This window comes from Pseudomonas sp. GL_091 (genome assembly GCF_057837725.1).
In genome coordinates, this window is sequence record NZ_CM174451.1 from 3,280,501 (window position 1) to 3,297,621 (window position 17,121).

15 protein-coding genes are annotated in these 17,121 nt (G+C 57.9%); 8 read left to right on the forward strand and 7 right to left on the reverse strand.

Annotated features, from left to right (window positions below; all coding sequences use genetic code 11):
- The first annotated feature begins 304 nt into the window (after positions 1 to 304).
- Both AC3ITY_RS15035 and gorA read left to right on the forward strand, forming a co-directional pair.
- Complete coding sequence (locus AC3ITY_RS15035; protein ID WP_489310312.1) at positions 305 to 1,828, forward strand: MFS transporter; 1,524 nt, start codon at positions 305 to 307, stop codon at positions 1,826 to 1,828.
- 91 nt (positions 1,829 to 1,919) lie between these two features.
- Positions 1,920 to 3,278, forward strand: coding sequence for a glutathione-disulfide reductase (gene gorA / locus AC3ITY_RS15040; protein WP_489310314.1), 1,359 nt, complete (start codon positions 1,920 to 1,922; stop codon positions 3,276 to 3,278).
- On the opposite strand, the gene AC3ITY_RS15045 is transcribed toward gorA, so the two are convergent.
- A complete protein-coding gene (locus AC3ITY_RS15045) occupies positions 3,275 to 4,285 on the reverse strand; it encodes a DNA-binding protein (protein ID WP_489310316.1) in 1,011 nt (336 codons plus the stop codon). The genes gorA and AC3ITY_RS15045 overlap by 4 nt on opposite strands.
- A gap of 179 nt (positions 4,286 to 4,464) precedes the next feature.
- Between AC3ITY_RS15045 and AC3ITY_RS15050 the strand changes: the two genes are divergently transcribed.
- From AC3ITY_RS15050 to ahpF, 3 genes are all read left to right on the forward strand, one after another.
- The gene (locus AC3ITY_RS15050) at positions 4,465 to 5,403 is read left to right on the forward strand and encodes a site-specific integrase (RefSeq protein ID WP_489310318.1); all 939 of its coding nucleotides are present in this window, start codon (positions 4,465 to 4,467) and stop codon (positions 5,401 to 5,403) included.
- Positions 5,404 to 5,541: 138 nt separating this feature from the next.
- A complete protein-coding gene (ahpC, locus tag AC3ITY_RS15055) occupies positions 5,542 to 6,105 on the forward strand; it encodes an alkyl hydroperoxide reductase subunit C (RefSeq protein ID WP_489310320.1) in 564 nt (187 codons plus the stop codon).
- 139 nt (positions 6,106 to 6,244) lie between these two features.
- Positions 6,245 to 7,807, forward strand: a complete 1,563-nt coding sequence (ahpF, locus tag AC3ITY_RS15060) for an alkyl hydroperoxide reductase subunit F (protein ID WP_489310322.1) — start codon at positions 6,245 to 6,247, stop codon at positions 7,805 to 7,807.
- A gap of 301 nt (positions 7,808 to 8,108) precedes the next feature.
- Here ahpF and gloA read toward each other — a convergent pair whose 3' ends face one another.
- A complete protein-coding gene (gene gloA / locus AC3ITY_RS15065) occupies positions 8,109 to 8,630 on the reverse strand; it encodes a lactoylglutathione lyase (RefSeq protein WP_489310324.1) in 522 nt (173 codons plus the stop codon).
- 144 nt (positions 8,631 to 8,774) lie between these two features.
- On the opposite strand from gloA, the gene AC3ITY_RS15070 reads away from it, so the two are divergent.
- Entirely contained in the window at positions 8,775 to 9,293 is a 519-nt protein-coding gene (locus AC3ITY_RS15070) for a DUF4946 domain-containing protein (RefSeq protein ID WP_489310326.1), read from the forward strand.
- Between the two features lie 163 nt (positions 9,294 to 9,456).
- Here the strand turns inward: AC3ITY_RS15070 and AC3ITY_RS15075 are convergent, their stop codons facing one another.
- From AC3ITY_RS15075 to AC3ITY_RS15085, 3 genes are all read right to left on the reverse strand, one after another.
- On the reverse strand, positions 9,457 to 9,822 hold the full coding sequence (locus AC3ITY_RS15075) for a histone-like nucleoid-structuring protein, MvaT/MvaU family (RefSeq protein WP_008075430.1): 366 nt from the start codon (positions 9,820 to 9,822) through the stop codon (positions 9,457 to 9,459).
- A gap of 233 nt (positions 9,823 to 10,055) precedes the next feature.
- Positions 10,056 to 11,588 (reverse strand): EAL domain-containing protein, encoded by a 1,533-nt coding sequence (locus AC3ITY_RS15080; protein WP_489310329.1) that lies wholly within the window; start codon positions 11,586 to 11,588, stop codon positions 10,056 to 10,058.
- A gap of 112 nt (positions 11,589 to 11,700) precedes the next feature.
- Entirely contained in the window at positions 11,701 to 12,573 is an 873-nt protein-coding gene (locus AC3ITY_RS15085) for a LysR family transcriptional regulator (protein ID WP_489310331.1), read from the reverse strand.
- Positions 12,574 to 12,651: 78 nt separating this feature from the next.
- On the opposite strand from AC3ITY_RS15085, the gene AC3ITY_RS15090 reads away from it, so the two are divergent.
- Together AC3ITY_RS15090 and hppD are read left to right on the forward strand one after the other, a co-directional pair.
- Positions 12,652 to 13,596, forward strand: a complete 945-nt coding sequence (locus tag AC3ITY_RS15090) for a DMT family transporter (protein ID WP_489310333.1) — start codon at positions 12,652 to 12,654, stop codon at positions 13,594 to 13,596.
- Positions 13,597 to 13,859: 263 nt separating this feature from the next.
- Positions 13,860 to 14,936 carry a 4-hydroxyphenylpyruvate dioxygenase gene (gene hppD / locus AC3ITY_RS15095; RefSeq protein WP_095966635.1) on the forward strand — a complete coding sequence of 359 codons (1,077 nt, stop codon included), beginning with the start codon at positions 13,860 to 13,862 and terminating at the stop codon, positions 14,934 to 14,936.
- A gap of 54 nt (positions 14,937 to 14,990) precedes the next feature.
- Here the strand turns inward: hppD and rarD are convergent, their stop codons facing one another.
- On the reverse strand, positions 14,991 to 15,878 hold the full coding sequence (rarD, locus tag AC3ITY_RS15100; RefSeq protein ID WP_489310335.1) for an EamA family transporter RarD: 888 nt from the start codon (positions 15,876 to 15,878) through the stop codon (positions 14,991 to 14,993).
- Between the two features lie 135 nt (positions 15,879 to 16,013).
- A complete protein-coding gene (locus tag AC3ITY_RS15105; RefSeq protein ID WP_489310337.1) occupies positions 16,014 to 17,027 on the reverse strand; it encodes an aldo/keto reductase in 1,014 nt (337 codons plus the stop codon).
- Positions 17,028 to 17,121: the final 94 nt, after the last annotated feature.

A 17,121-nucleotide genomic window follows, 5' to 3' on the forward strand; every position in this document is an offset into this window, starting at 1 on the left:
TTGCTTTACTGGCCAAATATTTGGTTCTTTACGCAATCCCGGGAAACACAGATAACGCAATACCTGTAGGAGCCGGCTTGCTGGCGATGGACTCAAGTGCGCCGCGCTTATCCAGTTCACGCGCATTATCGTTAACGACCATCGCTGGCAAGCCAGCTCCTACAAAAGACCGCGTCCGAGTCGAAAATGAAGTGACCTCCAATCCAGTGAGATCCCCAAAAATATTTGCCCGAATGTGCGTAGAGATCGACTCTCGGGGCAAGGAAGCTGCCTTGTTTTTTTATGAGTAAAAGGAATTTCGTAGATGGCGTTAACAGGAGGTGAGACGCAACGCAGATCAAAACGTTGGTTAGGCCTAAGCGTGCTGATGCTGCCTGTATTGCTGGTAACAGTTGACAATACGGTACTTGGATTCGCGTTGCCCAAGATCGCCGAAGCGCTGCGTCCAAGCGCTAGCCAGCAGTTGTGGATGATCGATGCTTATTCGCTGGTATTGGCGGGGTTGCTGGTGTCGATGGGTAGTCTGGGGGATCGAGTCGGTCATCGTAAGTTGTTGCTGGCCGGGTCCTTGGGTTTTGCGATTGTGTCGGTGCTAACCGCGTATTCCGATACCGCCACGCAACTGATTGCCGGGCGAGCTTGTATGGGCGTTTTCGGTGCAATGCTGATGCCCTCAACGTTGGCGTTGATACGTTCGGTGTTCGAGGACCGAGAAGAACGCAGACTAGCTGTCGCGATCTGGGCAACGACGTTGACGGTCGGCTCGGCACTCGGTCCTTTGGCGGGTGGGGTGTTGCTGGAATTCTTCAGTTGGGGGTCGATTTTCCTGTTGGCGGTGCCCGTGTTGGTGCCACTGCTGGTGTTGGTGCCACTGTTGTTGCCCGAATCCGAGCGAGATGCTTCAGGACCGTTGGATCCAATTAGCATCCTGCAATCGATGGTAGCCCTTGGTGCCATTGTTTATGGCATTAAACACAGCGCCAGTAATGGTATCGACTGGATGACGCTGACAGCGTTTGCAGTAGGCGCAGTTGCGGGCTGGATGTTTGTGCGTCGACAGTTACGTCTGCCAGTGCCGTTGATGGACCTGAGTCTGTTCCGCAGTGGCACCTTTGGCGGCTCTGTCGCGATCAATTTGATGAGTCTCGCGTTTCTCGTCGGCTTCGTATTCTTTACCACTCAGTTCCTGCAGATCGTTCTTCAGATGTCGCCCTTAAGTGCTAGCCTCGCGTTGATTCCTGGTCAGGTCATGGCGATTGTAGTGGGGATGGCGGTCGTGCCTGTCGCACAGCGATTACAGGTGCATGTGCTGATACCGATTTTGATGGCGTTTGCTGGAGCGGCGTTTTTGCTGGTCGCCAGCATGGGCAGTAGCCTGACCGTTCTAGTGGTGGCTTTTGCCTTGCTGAACATTGGCGTGGGCGCGATCGCGACGGTGTCCAATGATGTGATTTTGTCAGCCGCACCACCGGCAAAGGCGGGCGCCGCGTCTTCCATTAGCGAAACAGCCTATGAAGTGGGTGTAGTTTTGGGGACGGCAGTGCTCGGCGGTGTCGTCACCGCCTACTATCGCGGTGCATTGCAGCTTCCGGGGTTCCTGAGCGAAGTGCAGATGATGCTGGCGAGTGAGACGCTGTCTGGCGCCTGTCATGTGGCGGCAGACTTGTCGGGTGATCAAGCAAGGGAATTGATGGCGCAGGCGGGAAGGGCATTCGAAGGTGGAATCGGTTTGGTTTCGTGGGTGACGTTCGGCTTGGCACTCATGGCGATTTTGATTGCTTGGCGCACTCTGCGGACATCGAAAACGCAATCTGCAGAGGGGCATTGATCGAAAACGAAGATTGGGCCGCGCATTTCAGCACAATGCTTGCTCAGCGGCCGTCCGCAGGTATGCTGTTGGCCTGCCGAGGAGATTGAAAATGGCCTACGATTTTGACCTTTATGTGATTGGTGCCGGTTCCGGCGGTGTGCGGGCTGCGCGGTTTGCCGCCGGGTTTGGCGCGAAAGTGGCCGTGGCCGAGAGCCGCTACCTGGGCGGGACCTGTGTGAATGTCGGCTGCGTGCCGAAAAAACTGCTGGTCTACGGTGCGCACTTCGCCGAAGACTTCGAGCAGGCTTCCGGTTTTGGCTGGGGTCTGGATGAAGCTCAGTTCGACTGGCCGACTTTGATCGCCAACAAGGACCGCGAGATCAATCGCCTCAATGGCATTTATCGCAACCTGCTGGTCAACAGTGGCGTGACCTTGCATGAAGGTCACGCGAAGATCGTCGACCCACATCAGGTCGAGATCAATGGCGAGCGCTTTAGCGCCAAAAACATCCTGATCGCTACCGGCGGCTGGCCGCAGATTCCGGAGATTCCGGGGCACGAGCATGCCATCAGTTCCAACCAGGCGTTCTTCCTCAAAGAGCTGCCCAAGCGCGTTTTGGTGGTGGGAGGTGGTTACATTGCGGTCGAGTTCGCCGGGATCTTCCACGGCTTGGGTGCCGAGACCACGCTGCTGTATCGCGGCGAATTGTTCCTGCGCGGCTTCGACGGTTCCGTGCGCAAGCATTTGCAGGAAGAGTTGACCAAGCGCGGCATGGATCTGCAATTCAACGCGGACATCGAGCGCATCGACAAACAGGCCGATGGCAGCCTGAAAGTCACGCTCAAGGATGGTCGCCAACTGGAAGCCGATTGCGTGTTCTACGCTACGGGTCGTCGTCCGATGCTGGACAATCTCGGGCTGGAAAACACTGGGGTCAAACTCGACAGGAAAGGCTTTGTCGAGGTCGATGAGCTGTATCAAACCGCCGAGCCGTCGATTCTGGCGCTGGGCGATGTGATCGGCCGTGTTCAGCTGACTCCGGTGGCCCTGGCTGAAGGCATGGCGGTTGCACGGCGCCTGTTCAAGCCAGAGCAGTATCGCCCGGTGGATTACAAGATGATCCCGACGGCGGTGTTCAGCCTGCCGAACATCGGCACCGTCGGTTTGACCGAGGAAGAGGCTCGCGAAGCCGGCCACGACGTGCAGATCTTCGAAAGCCGCTTCCGGCCGATGAAGCTGACCCTGACCGAATGCCAGGAGCGCACGCTGATGAAGCTGGTGGTGGACGCCGGGACCGACAAGGTCTTGGGTTGCCACATGGTCGGCCCGGACGCCGGTGAAATCGTCCAGGGCCTGGCGATTGCCTTGAAGGCCGGCGCCACCAAGCGCGACTTCGACGAAACCATTGGGGTGCACCCGACGGCCGCCGAAGAGTTCGTCACCATGCGTACGCCGGTCGCCGGTTAAGCGTCCTTCGCTGCGTCTGCCGCTGCCGCAAGGGTCGCGGCCAGACGCACGCGTTCTTCCAGATCCGCCCGGGTCTTGGCCAAATCCATTTCCAGTGACCTGTTGAGCTGCGACTGCTCATCGACGTTCTGTTTGAGTGCCTGACTTTCCAGCAGGGCGACGCGCAGGCGTTCCTGGAGGAGGGTGCGCTCGCCGTCGACGCGGTTGGCCTGTTCCAGCAACTGATCCTGGCGGGTATTGCTTTGCTTGAGCTGTTCTTGCAGCAGGCTCAGCTCTCGCAGCGTGCCGCGGTTTTCAGTCAGCAAGCGTTCATTGTCACGGTGCAACTGGGTGATTTCATCCTGACGCACCAGTGCGCTTTGTTGTGCCTGGCGCAGTTCCATCTGTAGTTGTTGCACCTGGCCTTCATGGCGACTCATTTCCTGTTCGCGCTGTTCCTTGACCGCATTGCGGTAGTGCTCCAGCGCGTCGCGAGTGTGCAGGTGCTTTTCTTCAAGGGAGCGGATCTGCTCGTCCTTGTCTTTCAAGCGCAATTCGAAATCGGTCAGCGCCTGGTTCAACCCGGCGTTGCGGGTTTGCTCCGTTTGCAGAATGGCGCGGGTTTCTTGCAGGGCCTCGGATTCCTGGGTCAGCGCCAGGCTTTGAAATTCGTATTGCTGGTGCAGTTCGCTGTTGGCCTCTTGCGCTTTGCCGAGCTGGTTATCCAGCGCCTTGCGTTGTTCTTCGTACTGCGCGCGCGCCTGGTCGATGGGTTCCTGCGCCTGCTCCTTGAGTCGTTGTGCAAGCCGCGCCACCAGCGCCATCAGTTCGTCGTCAATCGGTTCCGCCGGTGCCTCGACAGGTTCGATCCTGTCATCGAGTTCCTTGAGGTAGCGATGGATCGTGGTTTTCGAGCCGGTATTGCCCATCTCGATGCGTACGGCATCGATGCTGGGGTTTTCGCCGCGGGCGAGGATCGCCAACCGAGCGGCTTGAACCACCGCTTTATTTACACCGCCGCGTGCCATGAGATCTCCCGGGTTTTGATGATGTGGTACGTACCACGTAAATACACATTGTACCATTCAATTAATAAAGTTAAATGCTGAATATTACTGACACGGGATATACTGGTATTACCCCGTGTGATACACCCAGTACCGGTTTTTGACCCGTCAAAGCGGTATGAATTCAAGAGTTGACCCCCATGACTGAGCTGGATCGTTACCTGCAAGCGGCGACGCGCGACAACACCCGTCGCAGCTATAGGGCGGCCATCGAACACTTCGAAGTCACGTGGGGCGGTTTTCTGCCAGCAACCGGCGACAGCGTGGCGCGTTACCTGGTGGCCCATGCCGGGGTGTTGTCGATCAACACGCTAAAACTGCGTTTGTCGGCATTGGCGCAATGGCACAACAGCCAGGGGTTTGCCGATCCCACCAAGGCGCCGGTGGTGCGCAAGGTGTTCAAGGGCATTCGCGCGCTGCACCCGGCCCAGGAAAAGCAAGCCGAACCCTTGCAGCTTCAGCATCTGGAGCAGGTGGTCAGTTGTCTGGAGCAAGAAGTGCAAACCGCCAGGGCCGAAGGCGATCGAGCGGGTTTACTGCGGGCCAGGCGCGACATGGCCTTGATCCTGCTGGGCTTCTGGCGCGGCTTTCGCAGTGATGAGTTGTGCCGGCTTCAGGTGGAACACGTGCAGGCCAGCGCCGGTTCCGGCATCAGTCTCTATCTGCCGCGCAGCAAGAGTGATCGCGACAACCTCGGCAAGACCTATCAGACACCGGCCTTGCAACGCTTGTGTCCGGTGCAGGCCTATATCGACTGGATTACCGAGGCAGCACTGGTGCGTGGGCCGGTATTCCGTGGCATCGACCGCTGGGGGCATTTGGGCGAGGAGGGATTGCACGCCAACAGTGTGATTCCGTTATTGCGCCAGGCGCTAGAGCGCGCAGGCATTGCGGCCGAACTCTACACCAGTCATTCGTTGCGCCGTGGCTTTGCGACCTGGGCGCATCAAAGTGGTTGGGATTTGAAGTCGCTGATGAGCTATGTGGGCTGGAAGGACATGAAGTCGGCCATGCGTTACATCGAAGCCAGTCCGTTCCTTGGCATGGCGCGCATCACGGAAAAGCCCGTGTCACCCTAGATACCGTTTTCTTCTATTAATACCGCTGGCTAATAGCGAAAGCCAATCAGCAGCATCAGGTTTGCCAATGAGCCAACCGTCCGTCGAGTGGGTAAAGTTCTCTCCATCAACTTCTTAATCCCTGACGGAGAGTCAACGATGCCTATCATCAACAGCCAAGTTAAACCGTTCAAAGCTGACGCATTCAAAAATGGCGACTTCGTAAAAGTCTCGGACGCTGACCTGAAAGGCAAGTGGTCTGTGGTGTTCTTCTACCCGGCCGACTTCACCTTCGTCTGCCCGACCGAGCTGGAAGACCTGGCCGACAACTACGACGCGTTCCAGAAGCTGGGCGTCGAGATCTACAGCGTTTCCACCGACACCCATTTCGCCCACGCTGCCTGGCACAACACTTCGCCAGCCATCGGCAAGATCCAGTACACCATGATCGGCGACCCGACCCACACCATCTCCCGTAACTTCGACGTGCTGATCGAAGAGGCTGGCCTGGCTGATCGTGGCACCTTCGTGATCAACCCTGAAGGCCAGATCAAGATCGTTGAACTGAACGACGGCGGTGTAGGCCGTGACGCTTCCGAACTGCTGCGCAAAATCAAGGCTGCCCAGTACGTCGCTGCTCACCCAGGCCAGGTTTGCCCAGCCAAGTGGAAAGAAGGCGAGGCCACTCTGGCGCCGTCCCTGGACCTGGTCGGCAAGATCTAAGTCTGTGATCGCACCATCAGGGCGGAACTCCGCACCTACTCGGTAAGCTGCACCGCCCAATAAAAACGCCCGGGCGAGATTCGCTCGGGCGTTTTTTTATGCCTGCTTTATATGAAACAGCAAAAAGGAAATCGCCCGTATGTTGGACACCAATCTTAAAGCCCAGTTGAAATCGTACCTGGAACGGGTCACCCAGCCGATCGAGATCGTTGCTTCCCTCGACGACGGTGCGAAATCCCAGGAAATGCTCGAACTGCTGAAAGACGTTGCCAGTCTTTCCACCCAGATTACTTTGCTCGACAACGGCGATGATGCACGCAAGCCGTCGTTCTCGATCAATCGCCCGGGAGCTGATATCAGCCTGCGTTTCGCCGGCATCCCGATGGGCCACGAATTCACGTCCTTGGTGCTGGCCTTGCTGCAAGTCGGCGGTCACCCTTCGAAGGCCAGTGTCGAAGTGATCGAACAGATCCGCTCGCTCAAGGGCGATTTCAACTTCGAGACTTACTTCTCGCTGTCCTGCCAGAACTGCCCGGACGTGGTCCAGGCGCTGAACCTGATGGCGGTACTGAACCCGAACATTCGCCACGTCGCCATCGACGGCGCGCTGTTCCAGGCTGAAGTCGATGAGCGCCAGATCATGGCGGTCCCAAGCATCTACCTGAACGGTGTGAACTTCGGTCAAGGCCGCATGGGTCTGGAAGAAATCCTCGCCAAAATCGACACCAGCGGCATCGAACGCCAGGCTGAGAAGATCAGCGCCAAAGAAGCCTTTGATGTGCTGGTGGTCGGCGGTGGCCCGGCCGGTGCTTCGGCGGCGATCTATGCGGCTCGCAAAGGTATTCGCACCGGCGTCGCGGCAGAGCGTTTTGGTGGTCAGGTGCTCGACACCATGGCCATCGAAAACTTCATTTCCGTGCAGGAAACCGAAGGGCCGAAACTGGCCGTGGCGCTGGAAGAACACGTCAAGCAGTACGACGTGGATATCATGAATCTGCAACGCGCAGACAAATTGATCACTGGCAAAGAAGGTGAGTTGCACGAAGTCCACTTCGCCAGCGGCGCGAAGCTCAAGGCCAAGACCGTGATCCTCGCAACTGGCGCGCGGTGGCGTGAAATGAACGTTCCGGGCGAGCAGCAATACCGCAACAAAGGCGTGGCATACTGCCCGCACTGCGACGGCCCGCTGTTCAAGGGCAAGCGCGTGGCGGTGATTGGCGGCGGCAACTCCGGCGTCGAAGCGGCCATCGACCTGGCCGGTATCGTGTCCCATGTCACGCTGCTGGAGTTCGATGTGCAGTTGCGTGCCGATGCGGTATTGCAACGCAAGTTGCACAGCCTGCCGAACGTCACCGTGATCACCAGTGCGCAAACCACTGAAGTCACCGGCGACGGCCAGAAGGTCAACGGCCTGCGCTACAAGGATCGTCAGAACGACGAATTGCGCAGCGTGGAGCTGGAAGGGATCTTTGTGCAGATCGGTCTGTTGCCGAATACCGATTGGCTCAAGGGCACGATCGAGTTGTCACCGCGTGGCGAAATCATCGTCGATGCGCGGGGTGAAACGTCGGTGCCGGGTGTGTTCGCTGCGGGCGACGTGACCACCGTGCCGTACAAGCAGATCGTGATCGCGGTGGGCGAGGGTGCCAAGGCTTCACTGAGCGCTTTCGATCACTTGATCCGTACGTCCGCCCCGGCATAAACCCCGGCGCTGAAAACACAAAACCCTGTAGGAGCGAGCTCGCTCGCGATGGTCGTCAACGATAACGCTGGTTGGCAGGTGCCCCGCGGTGTTCTCAGGTTTATCGCGAGCAAGCTCGCTCCTACGAGGGGGGCATCGGCGCCGGCGCTGAAAACAAAAAACCCCATGAGTGATCATGGGGTTTTTTGTGGATTGCACATTACTCATGTAGGAGCTGGCTTGCTCGCGATGGTCGTCAACGATAACGCTGGTTGGCAGGTGCCCCGTGGTGTTCTCAGGTTTATCGCGAGCAAGCTCGCTCCTACAGTGGAGCTGGCTGAATGATCTCGACCCAGTAGGCGTCCGGGTCCTTGATGAATGCCAGGCTCTTCATGCGGCCGTTGCTCAAGCGTTTCTGGAAATCGCAGCCCAGTGCTTCAAAGCGCTCGCAGGCGGCGACGATGTCTGGCACCGAAATGCAGATGTGGCCGAAACCGCGGGGGTCGGTGTTGCCATTGTGGTAGGCGAAATCCGCATCGTTCTCGGTGCCGTGGTTGTGGGTCAGCTCCAGAATGCCCGGGATCGATTTCATCCACTCGGTGCGCGCGGCGGCATCGGCCGGGATCTGGTTTTTGTCGACCAGCGCGAGGAAATACAGGCTGAACTCGGCTTCCGGGAAGTCGCGTTTTTCCACCAGGGTAAAACCCAGAATGCGTGTGTAGAAGTCCAGGGACTTGGTGATGTCCTTGACCCGCAGCATGGTGTGGTTGAAGACAAATTTCTGCGTAGCGGCGTCCGGTTGGGCGGTGACGCCGGGGAAGGTGTTCAATTCGTGCAGGCTCATGGGCCCTCCGGGAAATATGTGGGCTAACGAATGGCGACAATGATACGCAAGGGTTCGGACATCACCAAACCCAAACAGTCGGCTATTGCCTGACAGCCGGCCTGGGCCCAGACTTTACGGCTTGATCCGTGAGTGCCCATTGCAATGATTCGATTCCGTAAAGTGCTGTTCATCCTGCTAAACGTGCTTTCGCTGGCTGGTGCTGCTCGCGCCGATGCGCCAGTGGTGACCTGGCCGGAAGGCTGGCAGGTCGAAGTCGTGCCTGAATCGGCGTCTGGGGTAAGTCGTCAGCGGGCGGTGAAAAATGATCAGAATGGATCGCCGCTTATGGTGATGGAATTGACCATGAGCTCGGTGCAAAGCGATCACCAGGTAAACCTCGAAGGCGTATTGCTGGAGATGCGCAAGTCGGTTCAAAAAGACTTCTTTCAGGGCGGGTATCAAAGTGTCTGCACGCGCATTCATTCGACTACGTTGAGTCGATTGGCCGCGCTGGAAACAACCTGCACCATCACGCAAAACGGCAGGCATGTGCTTTCTCAAACATTGGTGGCCGCGGTGGATGCCGATAAGGCCTATGTTCTTTCCTACGCGGGGCAGGCCGAGGCATATAAGGCGAGCCAGGATGAAATAGACGCTGCCCGTAACAGCTTGAAACTTTAGTAAGCGACAGTGCTTTTTCGATGCATGAAGAAAATTTTAGATATCCAAATGGATTAAGCACAAAGTTGTTGGCAGTCAGGTAGTTGTCTGGTATCCGCCCCGGGCATTTAGATAACCCATGAAAAAGCCCTGCATAAGCAGGGCTTTTTTGTCGCCGCGAGAGTTAGCCACGCAGCCAGGAATCAACGGTGGCTGCACCGTACTGTTCTTTCCAGGCTTTCAGGCCGCGGTGGTTGCCGCCCTTGGTTTCAATCAGCTCGCCGGTGTGCGGGTTCTGATAAACCTTGACCACACGGGCGCGGCGGGTTTTAGGTGCTGCTGCCTGCTGCAGGCCGGATTTTGCCGGGTTAGGGTCGAGAATGGCGATGATGTCGCGCAGGCTCTTGCCATAGGTTTTCATCAAGCCCTGGAGCTTTTCTTCGAATTCGATTTCTTTCTTGAGCCCGGCATCGTTCTTCAGGGATTCCAGCTGCTTGAGCTGTTCTTGAAGAGCCTTTTCGGCTGCACGGAATTCAGCGAGTCTGGACAATATCTTTACTCCAATAGTGTGTTTGGCTGATACCAACCGCAAACAAAGCTATAAGCCAAGAGCCTTGAAGCGACTCGGTGATAGTGGCTCACCTGCCAATTTAGCACAGGCATGTAAAATTGTAGTAGTTAATTGGCCAAGAGTAAATCCTGTCTTTTTTTTCATGTAACGGCAGTAGTGTTTTGATTCAAATTGGTGCGTGTAGTCGTTGTTTTCTCGGTTAAATCCGCTAGTTAATGGTTGCTTAATGCACTAATGAACTCCGCGCCGGGCATGGGTTTGCCGAACAGATAACCTTGCAGGAAGTTGACCTGATGAGCGCTCAGGTAATCACTCTGTTCACGGGTTTCGACACCTTCGGCCACCAGGGCAAGGTCGAGTTTGACCGCCAGTTCGATGATGCTGTCCAGGATGTGGCTGGAGAGTGTGTCGATGCCGATCATGGCGACAAAACTCTGGTCGATTTTCAGAAAATCGACATTGAACTGCCGCAGGTAGCCAAGGCTTGAGTGGCCCGTGCCGAAGTCGTCGATGGCGATTTTCACGCCCAGTTCGCGAAGTTGTTCGAACAGTTGCAGGGTGATGGCCGTGGGCTCGATCAGTTCGCGCTCGGTCAGTTCCAGTACCAGATGGATCGAGCCTGGTTCGAACGCATCGAGAAACTCGCGGCAATCCTTGACCAGCTCCAGGTCCTGGCAATGGCTGGCGGTGATGTTGATACCAATGTGAAACGGCTTGTTGAATCTGGCGGAGTGCGGCGCGAGCAGGGCGGCGGTTTGTCGCATCAGCGAGCGGGTCATTGGCACGATCAGCCCGCAGTGCTCGGCAAACGGGATGAACAGGTCCGGACGCACCAGGCCTTCCTTCGGATGTTTCCAGCGCATCAGCACTTCAGCGCCGGACCAGCTTTTGCTGTCGCCATGCACCACGGGCTGGAAATACGGAATGAATTCTGCAGCTTCCAGTGCCCGTTGCATTTCCTGGGTGGGTGCCGATGAGCGCTTTTGCAGGAAGTGACCAATTGCCCCGGCAATCACACCGAAGAAAATCAGCAGGCTGAACAATGGTGGATATTCGCTGCTCATGTATCGCCAGGTTTCGCCTTTGGGGAAACCCGCTTCCACGGCAAAAGCATAGTGCTCGGAGGTCAATCGACTTTGCGCAACGGGCAGGTCAGGCGCAGCGCCCCTGTGAACCTTGCCGTCGGCGGATATCCAGTCCGGGCCAACTTGCAGCAATAGCAATGTCTTGCGGCTTATCAGGCGCAGGATATTGCTCAAGTGATGACCATAGAGGGTCGTCAGTGCACCTTTTTTTCCTTCGCTCAGGCGGTATACCAGCAAGGCGGTGTCGGGCGTTACCGGATTGCCGCTCATGAGCCATAAGGCGCCCTGGGTGTAGTCACCGGGGCTGACATTCTCCTGGTAGTCGCCGAACAGGGAGCTGCAATAGAGGTTGTTGTCCCACACCAGATTGGTTGAGCTCACGAAAGGGCGGCGAGTGACCTGTTCGCGCAGGGCCAGACTGACGTCAGCGCAACGTTGGCCCGCCAGCGGCAGCAGTTCACGAGCGGCCTGGGCGGTGTTGTCGAGCATCAGGTCGAACTGGCGAATCGCTTCTTCGGCAGTTTGTTCGGTGTCTTGTTTGAGCGCACTTCCTGCTTGCATGTAAAGAATGGCGGCCCCCAACAGCACCGGGAGCAATCCACTGATCAGAGTGACAGCAATTCTTGTGCTGCGACTGCGGGTTTTGGCTTTCAACGGCATTCGCGAATCCTGTCACGAAGAAGTAAGGCTCTCAAATGATGGCAGGGCAAAACGCCTCCCATGCAGAGTTCGGGTATGGGCCATGATAGTTGGCCGTTGGCGGTTATGCCGCTCAACGCAAGTCAAGGCTTTCGGCCAGGCTGATAAAGGCCAGCGTCGCGGGTGATGCCTGGCGTCGGTCGAGCACCGCCAGGCCGACCTGGCGCAATACTGCCGGCGACAGCGGTTTTTTCACACAGCGGCGGTCAATTTGATTGGGCAATGAACCTTCGGCAACGACCGTCACCCCGTCGCCACGAGCTACGACATCCAGGGTGCTGATCAACTGCGAGCAGCGATAACGGATATTGGGCGTCAGTCGGGCCACTGTGAACAGGCGTGAAACCAGCTCCGAAGAACCGGCCTCGGTCAGCACGAACGGGAAATCGCATAGATCCTTCAGGCTCAGGCTGTCGTGAACCGCCAGCGGGTGGGCGGCGGGCAGCAGAGCGACCATTTGGTCTTCGATCAGCGTGACCGTGTCGAAACGCTCCTCGGGCAATACCACAAAGCCGATGTCGATCCGTCGCTCCTCCAGCCACTGGAGCACCTGGCGGTCGGGGCCTTCGTCAATATGCACTTCTATGCCGGGATGGGCGGCGCGGTACTGCTGCAGAATCAACGGCAGCAATTTGATCGATGAGGTCGGGCCGAAGGAGCCGATGCGCAGCGTGCCGCGTTTCATGCCCCTTGCATCGGCGGCTTCCTGGCGCAGGGTGTTGGCCAGGCCGAGCATCGCTCGGGCGCGCAGCAACAGCTGCTGGCCAATGTCGCTCAACTCGACCTGGGATTGATGGCGGCGCAACAACTCGACCCCCAACTCCAGCTCCAGGGACTTCAAGGCATGGGACACCGCCGATTGGGAAATACCCAGGCGATTGGCCGCTGCCGTGAAGCCGTGGAGTTCGGCCACGAGGGAGAAAATCTCCAGTTGAGTGAGGGTCATGAGTGTTTGCTCATTTTACGATGACTGGGTATTAGTCGAATGATACGTCATCTCTCCGACATCCGGTCCTGGATTCTTATGACGATCTGCGAGCAAAGCCTGTCAAAACCCTCGGATCTGCCGGTGTATCTGAAACTGGCGGCGGTCACCATGGTGTGGGGTGGCACCTTCGTCGCCGGGCGCTATCTGGCCGGCGGCCTCAGTCCGCTACTGGCGGCCAGTCTGCGGTTTCTGCTGGCCAGCGTGGCGTTGCTGCTGTTTGTACGCATGGCGCGGACACCGCTGGTCCGGCCCAGCCCCCGGCAATGGCTGCAATTGTCATTGCTTGGCTTTTTCGGGATCTTTTTTTACAACCTATGCTTCTTTTATGGCCTGCATTACATCAACGCTTCACGGGCATCCTTGATCGTGGCGCTGAATCCGGCGGTGATCGGCCTGGCTTCCTGGCTGCTGTTCAAGGAGCGTTTGAACCGGGCCAAAGTCGTCGGTATTGCGATCTGCATGGCGGGCGCGAGCATGGTGATCGTCAGTCGCGACCCGCAATTACTGGCCGGCGGTGCCGATGTCTGGCTCGGCGATCTGCTGATTTTCGGGTGCGTCCTCGGCTGGGGTGTCTACTCGCTGTTCTCCAGAGAGCTGAACCAGACCCTGGGACCGGTGCAAACGGTGACGTATTCGATTGTGCTGGGCACCGTCATGCTCTGGATGGCCTGCATCGTGCGCGGTGAGGTGAGTGTCGCCGCGATCGCCCATCTGGGTGCGCAGCAATGGTTGAGCCTTTTGTACCTGGGGGTGCTGGGATCGGCGCTGGCGTACGTTGGCTACTACGACGGCATTCGCAAAATCGGCGCGACCCGTTCCGGGGTGTTCATTGCCTTGAACCCGTTGACAGCGGTGATCCTTGGCGCGCTGCTGCTGGACGAGCCGCTGACGCTGGCCATGTGCCTGGGCGGTGGGCTGATACTGGCGGGGATTTTCCTCTGCAACAAACCCCTTGCGCGGGCAAGGAAAAAGGGGATTTGATACAGAAGGCGGACAAACTGATTTACGCTGTGTAGAATCGGTTTACGCATACAATAATAATCGTCTTCTGGCAGCAGAAGCCTCGCCCGCAAGAGCCTTGGGTCGACAATGAAGATATTCGGGTTTCAACTGATCTACGGTGACTTTCTCGCCCGCAGTGTGCGGGGCATCTCCTGTGCGCCACCCACCGGTCTCAGCATTGCTAGCAACTAACATTTGTTAATTTCAGCTGTTAATTCTAAAAGCATGATGAGGCGCCGACCATGGCAGATTTATACGAAAACCCAATGGGCCTGATGGGCTTTGAATTCATCGAGCTCGCATCGCCGACCCCGAACACCCTGGAGCCGATCTTCGAGATCATGGGCTTCACCAAGGTGGCGACCCACCGTTCCAAGGACGTGCACCTGTATCGCCAGGGCGCGATCAACCTGATCCTCAACAACGAACCCCACAGCGTGGCCTCGTACTTCGCGGCCGAGCACGGTCCGTCGGTGTGCGGCATGGCGTTTCGCGTCAAGGATTCGCAAAAAGCCTACAAGCGTGCCCTGGAACTCGGCGCCCAGCCGATTCACATCGAAACCGGCCCGATGGAGCTGAACCTGCCGGCGATCAAAGGCATCGGCGGTGCGCCGCTGTACCTGATCGACCGTTTCGGCGAAGGCAGCTCGATCTATGACATCGACTTCGTGTTCATCGAAGGTGTGGACCGCCATCCGGTCGGTGCCGGCCTGAAGATCATCGATCACCTGACCCACAACGTGTATCGCGGTCGCATGGCCTACTGGGCCAACTTCTACGAGAAGCTGTTCAACTTCCGCGAAATCCGCTACTTCGACATCAAGGGCGAGTACACCGGCCTGACCTCCAAGGCCATGACCGCACCCGATGGCATGATCCGCATTCCGTTGAATGAAGAGTCGTCCAAGGGTGCCGGGCAGATCGAAGAGTTCCTGATGCAGTTCAACGGCGAGGGCATCCAGCACGTTGCGTTCCTGTCCGATGACCTGATCAAGACCTGGGACCACCTGAAAAGCATCGGCATGCGCTTCATGACCGCGCCGCCGGAGACCTACTACGAAATGCTCGAAGGCCGTTTGCCGAACCACGGCGAGCCGGTGGGCGAACTGCAAGCGCGGGGCATTTTGCTGGACGGTTCGTCCGAATCGGGCGACAAGCGCCTGCTGCTGCAGATTTTCTCGGAAACCCTGATGGGGCCGGTGTTCTTCGAGTTCATCCAGCGCAAGGGCGACGACGGTTTCGGCGAAGGCAACTTCAAGGCGCTGTTCGAATCCATCGAGCGTGACCAGGTGCGTCGTGGTGTGTTGTCCACCGACTAAACCGTAGCGGATGTAAAAAAAGCCCGATCAGATGATCGGGCTTTTTGGTTTCGGTTACATCGGTTTGCGCTTCTGCCGGACCAGATGCTTGAACCCTTCAAACACCAGCACAAGCACAGCCATCCAGATCGGGATGTAGGTCAGCCATTCGCCGGCCTTGATGCTCTCCCCAAGCAGCAACGCCACGCCCAGCAGCAACACCGGCTCGACATAGCTCAACAAGCCGAACAGGCTGAACGGCAGCAGGCGACTGGCAATGATGTAGACCACCAGAGCCGACGCGCTGATCACGCCGAGCATCGGGATCAACAGCGACAACCATGGATGCTGGTCAAACACACCGAAACCTTGCGCGCCGCTCTGCACGAACCAGAAGGCCACCGGCAGCGTCAATGCCATGTCCAGCCACAAACCGCCGAGGTTGTCCGCCGCCAGCCGTTTGCGCAGGATAAAGTAGGTTGGATAGCCAATGCAGACCAGCAAGGTTGCCCAGGAAAAACCACCAACCTGATACACCTCGTTGATCACGCCCAGGCAGGCGAACACCACGGCAACTTTTTGCAGATAGGACAGGCGTTCGCCGTAGGCCAGGCGGCCGGTCAAGACCATGGTCAGCGGCAACAGGAAATAGCCGAGTGATACGTCGAGGCTGTAGCCGTTGAGTGGCGCCCACATGAACAGCCACAATTGCACGCCGAGCAGGGCAGAGGAGGCGATCAGCGCGCCAATCAGTTTCGGATTGGCCATGGCGCGCCGAACAATCTCCAGCACGCGCTTCCACTCCCCGGACACCACCATGAACACGGTCATGCACGGGACGGTCAGCAGCATGCGCCAACCGAAGATTTCCACGCCGCTCAAGGGGGTGAGCAGCGACGTGTAGTAATACATGACGGCAAACAGCACCGAGGCTGAAACCGATAGAGCGATACCTTTAGACAAGCTGTCCTCGCGAGGTTGAAGGTGAAACGGGGGGCGGAGGATACGTGGTTTTTGTGCTGAATATTGTCCAATCGATCAACACGGTCCAATTGTAGGAGCGAGCCTGCTCGCTCCTACACTGGGTTATGGGTTGATTCAGTTGGTGCGCGGTGTACGCCCCGACACAAAATGGCTCACATCATTGAACCCCGGTGTCGACGCATGTCCCGGGGTCACCAGCGAATCGATGAACGCCTCGTCCTCGGCCGTGATCTTCACCGCCTGCGCCTTAGTGTAGGCGTCCCACTGCGCTTCGGTACGCGGCCCGACAATGGCCGAGGTAACGGCGCTGTTGTTCAGCACCCAGGCAATCGCGAACTCGACGATGCCCACGCCGCGCTCCTGGGTGAATTGCTGGATTTGCTGGGCGATGCGCAGGGACTCGACGCGCCATTCGGTTTCCAGGATGCGTTTGTCCTGGCGTCCGGCACGGCTGTTGGCGTCCGGTTTCACATCCGGCGCGTATTTGCCGCTGAGCACCCCGCGCGCCAGCGGGCTGTAGGGCACCACGCCCAGACCGTAGTTTTGCGCCGCCGTGATCTGCTCGGTTTCAGCCTGGCGGTTGACGATGTTGTACAGCGGCTGGCTGATCACCGGCCGGTCAACGCCAAGCTTGTCGGCCACGCGGATGACTTCGGCGATGCGCCAGCCGCGGTAGTTGGACAGGCCCCAATAGCGGATTTTGCCCTGGCGGATCAAGTCGCCGATGGCCGATACAGTGACCTCCAGCGGCGTGTTGTGGTCTTCGCGGTGCAGGTAATAGATGTCGAGGTAGTCGGTGCCCAGGCGCGTCAGGCTGGCATCGATGCCGTTGAACAGGTGCTTGCGGCTCAGGCCGCTGCGGTTGGGGACACCGTCCACGGGGCCGAAGCCGACCTTGGTGGCCAGCACCCATTCATGGCGGCGGCTGGCGATGGCCTCGCCGACGATTTCCTCGGAACGGCCGTTGGTGTAGACGTCGGCGGTGTCGATGAAGTTGATGCCCTGGTCCCAGGCCTTGTCGATGATTCGCAAGGAATCTTCGGCGCTGGTCTGTTCGCCGAACATCATGGTGCCCAGGGTCAGGGTGGACACCTGCAGACCCGAATGGCCCAGCATGCGGTAGCTCATGAGCAAATCCTTTTACCAGTGGGAAAGGTTCAATCAGATACCAGAATCGCTCTGCGGGGCAAACCGAATTATCGAGCCAACGCTGAAACCCTTG

What these genes read in the sequence shown, in the direction of transcription:
- AC3ITY_RS15035 (WP_489310312.1), top strand. Translation starts at nt 305, where the DNA reads ATGGCGTTAACAGGAGGTGAGACGCAACGCAGATCAAAACGTTGGTTA.
- gorA (WP_489310314.1), top strand. Translation starts at nt 1,920, where the DNA reads ATGGCCTACGATTTTGACCTTTATGTGATTGGTGCCGGTTCCGGCGGT.
- AC3ITY_RS15045 (WP_489310316.1), bottom strand. Translation starts at nt 4,285, where the DNA reads ATGGCACGCGGCGGTGTAAATAAAGCGGTGGTTCAAGCCGCTCGGTTG.
- AC3ITY_RS15050 (WP_489310318.1), top strand. Translation starts at nt 4,465, where the DNA reads ATGACTGAGCTGGATCGTTACCTGCAAGCGGCGACGCGCGACAACACC.
- ahpC (WP_489310320.1), top strand. Translation starts at nt 5,542, where the DNA reads ATGCCTATCATCAACAGCCAAGTTAAACCGTTCAAAGCTGACGCATTC.
- ahpF (WP_489310322.1), top strand. Translation starts at nt 6,245, where the DNA reads ATGTTGGACACCAATCTTAAAGCCCAGTTGAAATCGTACCTGGAACGG.
- gloA (WP_489310324.1), bottom strand. Translation starts at nt 8,630, where the DNA reads ATGAGCCTGCACGAATTGAACACCTTCCCCGGCGTCACCGCCCAACCG.
- AC3ITY_RS15070 (WP_489310326.1), top strand. Translation starts at nt 8,775, where the DNA reads ATGATTCGATTCCGTAAAGTGCTGTTCATCCTGCTAAACGTGCTTTCG.
- AC3ITY_RS15080 (WP_489310329.1), bottom strand. Translation starts at nt 11,588, where the DNA reads ATGCCGTTGAAAGCCAAAACCCGCAGTCGCAGCACAAGAATTGCTGTC.
- AC3ITY_RS15085 (WP_489310331.1), bottom strand. Translation starts at nt 12,573, where the DNA reads ATGACCCTCACTCAACTGGAGATTTTCTCCCTCGTGGCCGAACTCCAC.
- AC3ITY_RS15090 (WP_489310333.1), top strand. Translation starts at nt 12,652, where the DNA reads ATGACGATCTGCGAGCAAAGCCTGTCAAAACCCTCGGATCTGCCGGTG.
- hppD (WP_095966635.1), top strand. Translation starts at nt 13,860, where the DNA reads ATGGCAGATTTATACGAAAACCCAATGGGCCTGATGGGCTTTGAATTC.
- AC3ITY_RS15105 (WP_489310337.1), bottom strand. Translation starts at nt 17,027, where the DNA reads ATGAGCTACCGCATGCTGGGCCATTCGGGTCTGCAGGTGTCCACCCTG.